The sequence below is a fragment of the Promicromonospora sp. Marseille-Q5078 genome (genome assembly GCF_050315395.1).
Classification (GTDB): domain Bacteria; phylum Actinomycetota; class Actinomycetes; order Actinomycetales; family Cellulomonadaceae; genus Isoptericola.
The window spans coordinates 2,999,860-3,010,851 of sequence record NZ_JBNPQG010000001.1 but is presented as its reverse complement, the minus strand read 5'-3'; the positions used below and the strand labels follow the sequence as shown (position 1 = coordinate 3,010,851).

Below are 10,992 nucleotides of genomic sequence, written 5' to 3'. Positions count from 1 at the left end.
TAGCGTGGCCCTGACCCGTTCGGGGCCCGAGTAGATGGGAGACAGTCCTTGGCTGATCCGTGGCTGTCCGCCGACGGCATCGCCGCGCACCTCGGCGTCACGAAGGACACGGTCTACGCGTGGATCGCGGACAAGGGCATGCCGGCGCACAAGGTCGGCCGCTTGTGGAAGTTCCAGACGAGCGAGGTCGACGCTTGGGTGCGAAGCGGCGGCACAGCGACGTCGACCGACGGCGACGAGTGAGCCCGCGAGTGTCGGTGCCGCGCAGTACCTTGCTCGACCTGCCTGGATCCGGAAGGAGGACCACCCGATGAGCGCTCAAGCGTCCCCCCGCTACGCGCTGTCGTTCACCAATGGTGGCCTCCTGGTGCGCGAGGCCGCGGTCGTGGCCCCTCTATACAAGGAGCATCGCGATTGGGTGAAGGTCCGTGACCTCGCGGTCGACAAGAACCTCCTGCAGGCGCGCGCTTACCGAACCAGTGTTCGCTCCGTGCGCGAGACAGTCAAACGAATGTCGGCGCTCTCCGACCGTGAGGTCGAGATCGTCGCTGACGGCACCTCCACAGAGCGCGGTCACCTCATGTGGGTCGCGGCCTGCCGTCGCTATGACCTCGTCGGAGAGTTCGCCGAGGAGGTGCTCCGCGAGCGCTTCCTCACGCTTGCGGGCGCCGTCTCCCACGAGGACTACGACTCCTTCTACCGAGCGAAGGCGCTGTGGCATGACGAGCTCAACGCCGTCTCCGACACGACCTACAAGAAGCTCCGGCAGGTGCTCTTCAAGATGTTGACCGACGCGGAGCTGCTCACCGCGCAAGGGCAGATCGAACCCGCAATGATGTCCACCCGGGTTGCAGAGTGCCTCAACGAGCACGCGCCGAGCGATGTCCGATTCTTCCCGACGAGGCTCGTCTGATGCCTAACTCCCAGCCCACGCTCGCCCAGCAGGAGGCGCACCTGTTCAAGGTGCTCAGCAGCGAGCGCTTCTTGAAGATGGAGGGCCTCGGAAACGAGGTGGCCCACTTCATCTACGACTACGACCCCGCGTGGGCTCTTGACGTCGCCCAAGCGAAGAAGCGCATCAAGACCAAACTCAACACCGAGCGGGGCATCAAGGTCTTCGAGATCAACCTCTACGACCTGTGCGTCGAGCTGCTCAAGGCGCGCAACGTGTGGGAGCGCGTCCTGGCCGCCGAGCCGACGATGGACAAGCCCGACTTCCTCAAGATGCTCCAGAACATGCTCGACCCGCAGATTCACCTTGCCCCCGCGATCAAGGAGCGAATCGCGGGCGAGTCATTCCAGATCCTGTTCCTGACCGGTATCGGCGAGGTGTTCCCGTTTGTGCGCTCGCACACGGTGCTGAACAACCTGCAAACCGTCGTCTCGGACAATCCGATGCTGATGTTCTTCCCCGGGAGGTACGAGGTGTCGGCCACGCAGGGCTCGGCGCTCGTGCTGTTCGGACAGCTCAAGGACGACTCCTTCTACCGCGCCAAGCGCATCCTCGACCAGGAAGCATGACCCGATGAAACTCAGCGAGATCTTCCTCAAGGACGTCACCCGCTCGATCGAGGGCGTCGTCAAGGCCGACGACGTCGATCACCTGGGCAACGAGGTCGAGGAGTACGTCTTCACCAACGACGCCGCGAAGGGTGTCGCGCCGTTGCTGGAGGAGTACACGAACTACACCAACGCCAATGGCGTGTGGATCTCGGGCTTCTTCGGCTCCGGTAAGTCCCACCTGCTCAAGATGCTCGCCCACCTCCTCGGCGACGTAGAGGGCCAGGCGTTCCCGCGCGAGAAGGTGAGTGAGAGCTTCCTCGCCAAGACCAACGATGCGTTCCTGGTCGCGTCGTTGAAGAAGGCCGCCACGATCCCGGCCAAGAGCCTGCTGTTCAACATCGATCAGAAGGCGACCCTCATCGCCAAGGACCAGACCGACGCCCTGCTGAAGGTGTTCGTCAAGGTCTTCGACGAGAGCCGCGGTTACTTCGGCAACGACGGCGCGGTCGCCCGCTTCGAGGAGGACCTCGACAAGCGCGGCCAGTACGAGGCGTTCAAGGAGGCATTCGCCAGGCACGCTAGCATCGACTGGTCTCAGGGCCGCGAGCAGACCGCGCTTGAGGGCCACAACATCGACAGGGCGTTCGCCGAGGTTAACGGCGAGGCGAACCCCGGCATCATCGCCCAGTACCAGAAGTCCTACGCAGTCTCGATCGAAGACTTCGCCGCGTCGGTCAAGGTCTGGATCGACAAGCAGGAGCCCGGCTTCCGACTCAACTTCTTCGTCGACGAGGTTGGCCAGTTCATCGCCGACGACGTCAAGCTCATGCTCAACCTCCAGACGATCGCCGAGTCCCTCAACACCAAGTGCAAGGGGCGCTCGTGGGTGTTCGTCACGTCGCAGGAGGACATGGATAAGGTCATCGGCGACCGCACCAAGCAGCAAGGCAACGACTTCTCGAAGATCCAGGCTCGCTTCAGCGCCAAGGTCAAGCTGACCAGCCAGGACGTCGAGGAAGTCATCAGCAAGCGTCTGCTGGAGAAGGACGACGCAGGCGCCGCCGCACTGAAGAAGGTCCACTCCACGCAGGCGGCGAACTTCCCGACGATCTTTAACTTCGTCGACGGCGCGAAGACCTACCGCAACTACATCGACGAAGCCCGCTTCATCAACACCTACCCCTTCGTCACCTACCAGATTCCCATGTTCCAGGCCGCGATCGAGGGCCTGTCGGATCACAACATGTTCGAGGGCAGGAACAGCTCGGTGGGTGAGCGCTCGATGCTCGGCGTGGTCCAGGAGGTCGCCAAGGGCATCGGCGGCGAACAGGTGGGCTATCTTGCCACCTTCGACCAGATGTTCGCGGGCATTAGCGCTGCCCTGAAGTCGTCGGCGCAGAGCGCCGTCCTCCAGGCCGAGAAGCACCTTCCCGACCCCGGCTCCGACGTCACGGTCCTCGCCAACCGCCTCCTGAAGGCGCTCTTCCTGGTCAAGTACGTCGACACCTTCAAGGCCACGCCACGCAACCTCACCGTGCTCGTCTACGACCGCTTCGGGCTCGACCTCACAGGGCTGGGCAAGCAGGTGCAGGAGGCGCTCAACCTGCTGGAGACGCAGTCGTACGTCCAGCGCAACGGCAACGTCTACGAGTACCTCACCAACGAGGAGCAGGAGATCGAGAAGGAGATCAAGGCGGTCGACATTGACTCCTCCGAGGTCTCCAGCAAGCTCTTCCGGTACCTGTCGTCCGACATCCTCAAGACCAACAAGCTCAAGTACGCCAAGAACGGCCAAGACTTCTCGTTCGGCCACAAGCTCGACGACATCGTGCAGGGCAACCAGCGCGAGCTGACCATCCACTTCATCACGCCCGAGACGAGCTACAGCGACACCGAGATCCTGTCGCAGAGCATGGGCAAGAACGAGCTGCGGGTCTTCCTGGGGCGCGACAAGCGGCTGCTCGCCGACGTGCGCCTGCTGCTCAAGACGGAGAAGTACACCAAGCAGCGCACGAGCTCGGGTGCAACGCCGTCGATGCAGGCGATTCTTCAGTCCAAACAGGTGCTCAACGCCGACCGTGAGAAGGAACTCATCGAGCGACTCCGCCAGGCCGTCGGCAAGGCGCGGCTGATCATCAACGCCGCCGAGATCACGTCCAGCTCGCAGGACGCAGTCACGCGCGTCACTGACGGGTTCCAGGAGCTCGTCAGCCGCACCTACACGAGCCTCGGCCTTCTCGGCGGCAAGGTCTACCCGGAGCAGGCGGTGGCCGGCGTCGTCCAGAACGACCAAGGGATGTTCAGTGCAGGACACCTCAGCGCGCTCAGCTCGCCCGGCGCCGAGATGGAGTCGTGGGTCATCGCCCAGACGGGACTCGGTGAGCAGGTTACGATCAAGAAGGTCGTCGACCGCTTTGAGGCTAAGCCCTACGGCTGGGACCTCGGCTCCATCGAGGTCGTGCTCGGTTGGCTCGTCGGCAACGGCAAGGTTGCGCTCACCGTCGACTCCAACCCTGTCGTCCGGACAGAGACGGCGGCGCTCATCCGCAACACCGGAAAGCACCAGTACGTCGTCGTCGCACCCCAGAAGGCGTACGACCAGGGGAAGGTCAGCGCATTCAAGAAGTTCTGCACGGACTTCTTCGATGAGGGCGCAGTGCCCAGTGACCCCGCGGAACTCGCCCGCTATGGCAAGGACAAGCTCGAAGCCAAGCGCGACGAGCTCAACGCCCTCGTGACATCCAGCAAGTACCCATTCGTGAGTCAGCTCTCGAATATTGTCACCCTGCTGGATGCAGTCGTCGGCAAGTCCACCGACTGGTACCTGACCGACTTCGACAAGGCCGACGAACTCGTTGAGGCCAAGGAAGAGACGATCGACCCGATCAAGTCGTTCATCAACGGCCAGCAGGCGACGATCTTCGACGAGGCCCAGGCACTCCTCAGTACAAACACGGGCAATCTCGCCTACCTCGCCCCGGGGGCCGCCGACCCTGTCCAGGCACTCCTGTCAGATCCCAACGCGTTTCGCGGCAACAAGATGAACCAGCTCAAGGTTGCCGCCGACACCCTGCGAGGCCAGCTAGACGACGCCGTCACCCAGCAGCGCGTCGCCGTGGCAACCGCCATCGAGGGACGCAAGGCCGAGATCCTCGCCAGCGCCGACTACGCCAACGCCACCTCCGAGGCGCAAGCAAGCGTGACCCAGCGTGTCGGCCAGGTTCTCACACGACTTGCTGGCGAGGACCAGATCGCTCTGATCCTCCAACTCGAATCGAACTTCGAGCAGTCTGGCTACCCGGCACTCCTCGATGCGCTCGCGGCCGCTCAGCAAGGTGGCGACGACGCCGGCGACGACGACGCGCCGAAGCCCAAGCCGAAGCAGACGGTCTCGGTCAAGACGATCAGTGTCCCGGGCGTCTCGGGCAAGGTGCTCGAGTCTGAAGGCGACCTCGACGACTACCTCGCCAAGTACCGCGCCGCGCTCGTTGCGACCCTTAACGACGGAAAGCGAATTACGCTCTGATGGACACCGCACCGCTGAAGTCCTTCGCCACCTCGGCGCGCACGGAACTCATCCGCGAGGTCCGAGCGCGCATCACCGCAGTGCTCGCGCAGGGTTCGCCAGAGCGGGTTGAACAGCCCCGTGCCGTGACCGCGTTGGAGCGGGCGATTGCCGCGGGGGGCGGCGGTGACAAGGGCAGGGCGCATGTTGCTGACAAGGTTGCTTACACCTGGTTCAACCGCATCATTGCGCTGCGCTTTATGGACGCGAACGGCTACACGGGCATCGGCGTTGTCTCACCTGCCGCCGATCAGGTCGGCCAACCCGAAGTCCTCGCTGCGGCCAAGCGCGGCCAGGTCGACGGTGACGTCGTGAAGGGAGCGAACGCGACGATCGTCCCTGGGCTGCTCAATGGCACCCGCCAGCCGCGCCCCGGTGTCGATCCCCAGGCTGAGGCATATGCGCTCCTCCTGGCGGACTACTGCCGCTACTGGAATCGGGCGATGCCGTTTATGTTTGAGCGCGAAGGCGACTACACCGAGCTGGTCATCCCCGCGAACCTGCTCGCTGAGGACTCGGTACTCAGCCGCTCGGTCAAGGTGCTCACCGAGGACGTGTGCCAGGACGTCGAGGTCATCGGATGGCTCTACCAGTTCTACATCTCCGAGCGGAAGGACGAGGTCTTCGCTGGGTTCAAGAAGAACAAGAAGGCCGGCGCCGATGAGATCCCCGCCGCCACCCAGCTCTTCACCCCGCACTGGATCGTCCGCTACCTCGTCGAGAACTCCCTCGGTCGCCTTTGGATGCTCAATCACCCCGAGTCTCGCCTCGTCGACCAGATGGACTACTACATCGCCCCGGTCGATGAGGAGACCGACTTCCTCAAGATCACCAAGCCCGAGGAACTAACGGTGATCGACCCGGCGTGCGGTTCGGGTCACATGCTCACCTACGCCTTCGACCTCCTCTACGCGATCTACGAGGAAGAGGGTTACGCGCCGTCGGCGATCCCAGGCCGGATCCTCACCAACAACCTCTACGGTACCGAGATCGACCCCCGCGCCGGTGCGCTGGCCGCGTTTGCCCTGACGATGAAGGCCGCGGCCAGGCGCAAGCTCTTCCTCAAGAACCCAGTCGAGCCGAACATCTGCGTGCTCGACCCGATCACCTTCACTCCCGACGAACTGGACTACCTCGTCACCAAGGACGGCGACCGGTACGCGGAGCAGGAGTTCTGGAACCAGTTCGCCGAGGCCGACACTCTCGGGTCACTGATCAAGCCTGACCCGGCAATGACCGTTCGTCTCGCGCGTCACTTGGACACCATCGACGACGACGGCGACATGCTTAAGGCCGACGCCCTCGGCTGGGCTCGGCAGGCGATCCGCCAGGCGGAGTTCCTGTTGCCGAGGTACGGCGTGCTGGTGGCTAATCCTCCCTACATGGGTAGCAAGAACATGGGTGGTCACCTCAGCGTGCGGGTCGCTACTGCATTCCCAGAGGCGAAGTCCGATCTCTTCTCCGCCTTTGTCGCACGGTCGCCGGGGCTTCTAGTTCGTTCGGGCTACGCAGGTTTCATGACGCCGAATGTCTGGCTCTACATCGCGTCACATAAGTTACTGCGCAGCGAAGTGATTTTTCCCCGACTCCGGGGGCTAGTGGAACTGCCATTGGGCGGGTTCCGCGGAGCCACGGTTCAAGTCTGCGCGTTCACGATGATCAACGCTGACGAGCGATCAGTCCCGGCAGACTTCGTGAGACTCGTCGGCTCTCCTGGCGGAGAGGCCGAGATGGCAAGCCTAACTAGAGACGCAGTCGCGGACGCGGCGAGCGAATATCGCTTCAAAATCGCACCACGCCGTTTCGAGGCGATCCCGGGTTCCCCCGCGGCCTACTGGTTCTCCGATCCCCTGCTCCAAGCGTTCGAAGGAGCAAGAACTGTGTCGGAAATCGCGCGGGCGGCGAAGGGATTGGTCACCGGCGATAACGCCAAATACATCCGGGCTTGGCATGAGGTGTCCTTTGCGCGTATCGGATTCGGGGTCCCGGACCGTGCCGCAGCCAAGAAGTCGGGTCGGAAGTGGTTCCCTCATGCGAAGGGTGGCGACTTCCGACGATGGGCGGGGAACGTTGACGCGGTCGTCGACTGGTATGACGACGGTGCAGCGCTGCAAACCACCCTTACTGACGACGGAAGTCGCGTTCGGGCGACGAACTTCAATCTAGATCGAATCTTCAAACCGGGGATCGTGTGGACGGTAGTGACGTCGGGAGCTCCGTCGTTCCGTTTGGTCGGCCCGGGCCACCTGTTCGCCGACGCTTCGGGGGTGTGCCAATCAGACAACAACGACTACCTCTTGGCGCTATTCAACTCGGCGGCGGCAGCAGAGGTCTTGAACGGAATCAATCCCACGCTGAACATGCAACCAGGAAACGTGGGCGCCGTTCCGGCACCCCCTGACCCGGCTTCGGCGGAAGCGGCTGCGCTTGCAGCCAGAGCGGTGGACCTCTCTCGCCGCGACTGGGCAAGTCGCGAGACCGCTTGGGAGTTTTCTGGACTTCCCCTCGATCGTCAGGCTGGCACGGTTGCCAAGGCAGTGGGCGCCGCGATCGATGAGGGGCGCCGCTGGGTGGCGGAACTTGGGCAAATCGAGACCGAAGTGAACCTTCACTTTGCGAATCTGTACGGCATCAAGCACGAGGACTTTCGGCCGGCAGATTCGCAGGTCTCGCTGCAGGCTAACCCTGCCTACAGGTACGCGGGGCAGGAGAGTTCGATGCACGAACGGCTCCTTCGTGCAGACCAGGTGAGGGACCTTTTGTCCTACGCGGTCGGCTGCATGTTCGGTCGCTACAGCCTCGACGAGCCGGGGCTGATCCTCGCGGATCAGGGGGCGACCTTGCAGGAATACCTGGCGAAGGTCCCGACCCCGGCCTTCGCGCCGGACGTCGACAACGTCATACCCATCGTTGATGGCGACTGGTTCGAGGACGACATCGTCGGGCGGTTCCGCCAGTTTCTCCGTATCGCGTTCGGCGAGCAGCGCTTTGAGGAAAATCTGCGGTTCGTCGCCGAGACACTCGGGGTGAAGAAGCTGCGCGACTACTTTGTGAAGTCCTTCTACAAGGACCACGTCCAGCGGTACAAGAAGCGCCCGATCTACTGGCTCTTCTCCAGCCCGAGGGGCTCGTTCAACGCGTTGATCTACATGCACCGCTACACACCGTCGACGGTCTCGACGGTCCTGACTTACCTGCGGGAGTACGTGACCAAGCTGGAGTCGGCTCTCCAGCAGGCGGAGCGCGCGGGGAACGCGAAGGAGGCCGACCGGCTTCGCAAGATCCTCGTCGAGTTGAACGAGTACGAGCACGACACGCTCTACCCGAAGGCGTCCGAGAACGTCGCCATCGATCTGGACGATGGCGTCAAGGCGAATTACCCGAAGTTCGGCGTCGCCCTCAAGAAGGTCCCCGGACTGGAGGCAGTGAGTGACTGACCTGACTTCCGTCCAAGACGCGCTGCAAAGCCGGCTCGCCTCGCAACGGGTCGTGTTCTGGCATGACCCCGCCGGTGAGTACGCAGCCGACCTCGACACGCTTGACCTTGGTGCGGTGAACGTGATCCGTGTCGAGGGCAACGAGTTCGGTGCAAAGAACACGATCCTCGCCGACCACGTCAGCAAGCATCTCGTCTATCGCTCCGGCGACGTCCCGCGAGGTACGGCGAACTGGCTGCTCGACCTCGAGTTCGCGTACGGCGTCTTTACGGCCGACAAGACCTCCATGCTTCAGCAGGAGCTTGGGCTGAGCGACCCAGCCCTGCTGCCGGTGATCGAGCAGCATCAGAGGTTCTTCGCCGCGAATAGCCGCAAGCAGGCGTTGGAGAAGCTCCTCATTGACGGCGACGATGCCGCACGCCTTCGCGCCAAGATGTGCCAGGTGCTCGTCAAGGCATCGGGGAACAAGCTGACCGACATTGTCCGCGAACTCCTCGTCGAGAACGCCGCGGGGAAGAGCACCAAGTTCGACGACCTCGTTGCCTTCGGCCTCGACCAGTTCTTCTGGGATGGGCTCGCCAGCATCTACAAGTACTCGAGCGCGACCCCGACCATGGACGACTTCGTGCTGTGGACGTTCGGCCGCGCCATCGAGGAGTTCGCCTCAGACACCCCCGACGAGTTCCGCAACATCCGCAGCGACTTCAACGCCTTGCGATACGACGTGCGCACGCAGGACGTGATGACGACGCTCGCATCCCGCGCGGCCGACGCGCTCGACGTGAAGTCGAAGATCGAGCAGCGCGACTACCGCGAATTGGCCAAGATCACGATCTTCGAGGAGGTCGACCGCAAGGTCATCGTCGACCTCGCCGCTGCCGTCGCCACCCAGTCGGTGACTTCCCGTGAGGTCGCGGACATCGTTCGGCAGCGTCAGCACAGCTTGTGGAGTGGTAAGTACACCAAGCTCTACGACGCGATCCAGAGCGCCTCGGAGCTGCTCGCGTCGATCGCTGCGTTGCCGCACGCCATCGCCTCAGCCGCGGTCGGGCTGGAGAAGTACCAGTCGGACTGGTTCCGCATCGACCAGCACTACCGCTGGTTCACGTACGCCCACCAGACCGCCGACTTCCACAAGCCGCTCGAAGCGCTCAAGGCCGAGGTCGACAAGCAGTACGCCAACAAGTACCTCTACGACTTCGGCGGGCTCTGGCAGCAGGCCCTTGAGCCCATGAGCGAGTGGAAGTCTGCGACGCTCACGCCGCAGGCGAAGTTCTTCGATCGTCACGTTGCCCCCGTCGTCAAGGACGGGCGCACCAAGGTGGTCGTGATCATCTCCGACGGCATGCGGTATGAGATAGCCGAGCAACTCGCGTCGATGGTCCGCGGGGAGGACCGCTTCGATGCCTCGCTCTCCGCCGTGCTCGGCTCGCTGCCGAGTTACACCCAACTCGGCATGGCGTCGTTGCTGCCGCACTCCAGCCTGAAACTCGACCCCGAGGGTCTGCCGGTGCTTGCGGACGGGAAGCCGACGAACGGCACCGCGAACCGCGACAAGATCCTGCAAGCGGTCAAGGGACATGCCATCACCGCGGCCGAGGTGCTGGCCATGCCGGGGAGCGAGCTTCGCGAACTGTACACGAAGCACCAGGTCTTCTACGTCTACCACGACCGCATCGACGCCGCGGGCGACAAGGCCCCGACCGAGCGGACCGTCTTCGAGGCTGCCGAGGAGACCCTTCGCGAGCTGCTGCTCCTGGTGAAGAAGTGGACCAACGCCAACGCGACGAACATACTCATCACCGCCGACCACGGGTTCCAATACCAAGACACCCCGCTGGAGCAGGCCTACTACCTCTCGGAGAGCCCGCAAGGTGACGCGGTCACCAAGACCAACCGCCGCTACGTGCTCGGCCGGTCACTGAAGCCGTCGCCCTCCTTCATGACGTTCACCTCGGCCCATGCAGGGCTCGCGGGAGACATCGACATCCAGATCCCCAAGTCGATCCACCGCATCCCGCTACCCGGCGCCGGCACCCGCTACGTACACGGTGGCGCTTCGCTCCAGGAGATCGTCGTGCCGGTGATCGCGATCAACAAGAAGCGCAAGAGCGACATCCGACCGGTCAATGTCGACCTCATGCCCGAGACCGACAAGATCACCACCGGGCAGCTCGCCATCAAGCTGCTTCAGCGCGAGGCCGTCACCGACAAGATCCAGGCGCGCCAGGTGCGGCTCGGCCTCTACGTCGGCGACACGCTGATCTCCGACCAGCCTGTCCTCACGTTCGACAGCGCCTCCGACGACCAGCGCGACCGCTACCAGAAGGCCGTGCTGTACCTGACCCAGGACGCCGACCAGTACAACAACCGGCCCGTCGAGCTGCGGCTCGAGGAGCCGATCCCGAACACGACGCAGTGGAAGTCGTTCTCGAAGGGGAACTACACCATCAAGCGGTCGTTCACGACGGACTTCGACTTCTAGGA

General features: G+C 63.3%; 6 protein-coding genes. All 6 read left to right on the top strand.

Features of this window, described 5'->3' with window-relative positions; genetic code table 11:
- Window positions 1-48 precede the first annotated feature (48 nt).
- Window positions 49-243 carry a helix-turn-helix domain-containing protein gene (locus ACQFYA_RS14070; RefSeq protein WP_499125239.1) on the top strand — a complete coding sequence of 65 codons (195 nt, stop codon included), beginning with the start codon at window positions 49-51 and terminating at the stop codon, window positions 241-243.
- Between the two features lie 67 nt (window positions 244-310).
- Window positions 311-913, top strand: a complete 603-nt coding sequence (locus ACQFYA_RS14065; protein WP_499125238.1) for a DUF1819 family protein — start codon at window positions 311-313, stop codon at window positions 911-913.
- Window positions 913-1,521, top strand: a complete 609-nt coding sequence (locus ACQFYA_RS14060) for a DUF1788 domain-containing protein (RefSeq protein ID WP_499125236.1) — start codon at window positions 913-915, stop codon at window positions 1,519-1,521. Before ACQFYA_RS14065 ends, ACQFYA_RS14060 begins: the two co-directional genes overlap by 1 nt.
- A gap of 4 nt (window positions 1,522-1,525) precedes the next feature.
- Window positions 1,526-5,029: a BREX system P-loop protein BrxC gene (brxC, locus tag ACQFYA_RS14055; RefSeq protein WP_499125234.1), complete on the top strand. Its 3,504-nt coding sequence runs from the start codon at window positions 1,526-1,528 to the stop codon at window positions 5,027-5,029.
- Complete coding sequence (pglX, locus tag ACQFYA_RS14050) at window positions 5,029-8,505, top strand: BREX-1 system adenine-specific DNA-methyltransferase PglX (protein ID WP_499125232.1); 3,477 nt, start codon at window positions 5,029-5,031, stop codon at window positions 8,503-8,505. Before brxC ends, pglX begins: the two co-directional genes overlap by 1 nt.
- Window positions 8,498-10,990: a BREX-1 system phosphatase PglZ type A gene (gene pglZ, locus ACQFYA_RS14045; protein ID WP_499125231.1), complete on the top strand. Its 2,493-nt coding sequence runs from the start codon at window positions 8,498-8,500 to the stop codon at window positions 10,988-10,990. The genes pglX and pglZ overlap by 8 nt, the downstream gene beginning before the upstream one ends.
- Window positions 10,991-10,992 lie beyond the last annotated feature (2 nt).

Bases quoted from the DNA above. Each gene is read 5' to 3' on its own strand.
- pglX (WP_499125232.1), top strand. From the start codon at position 5,029: ATGGACACCGCACCGCTGAAGTCCTTCGCCACCTCGGCGCGCACGGAA.
- brxC (WP_499125234.1), top strand. From the start codon at position 1,526: ATGAAACTCAGCGAGATCTTCCTCAAGGACGTCACCCGCTCGATCGAG.
- ACQFYA_RS14065 (WP_499125238.1), top strand. From the start codon at position 311: ATGAGCGCTCAAGCGTCCCCCCGCTACGCGCTGTCGTTCACCAATGGT.
- ACQFYA_RS14060 (WP_499125236.1), top strand. From the start codon at position 913: ATGCCTAACTCCCAGCCCACGCTCGCCCAGCAGGAGGCGCACCTGTTC.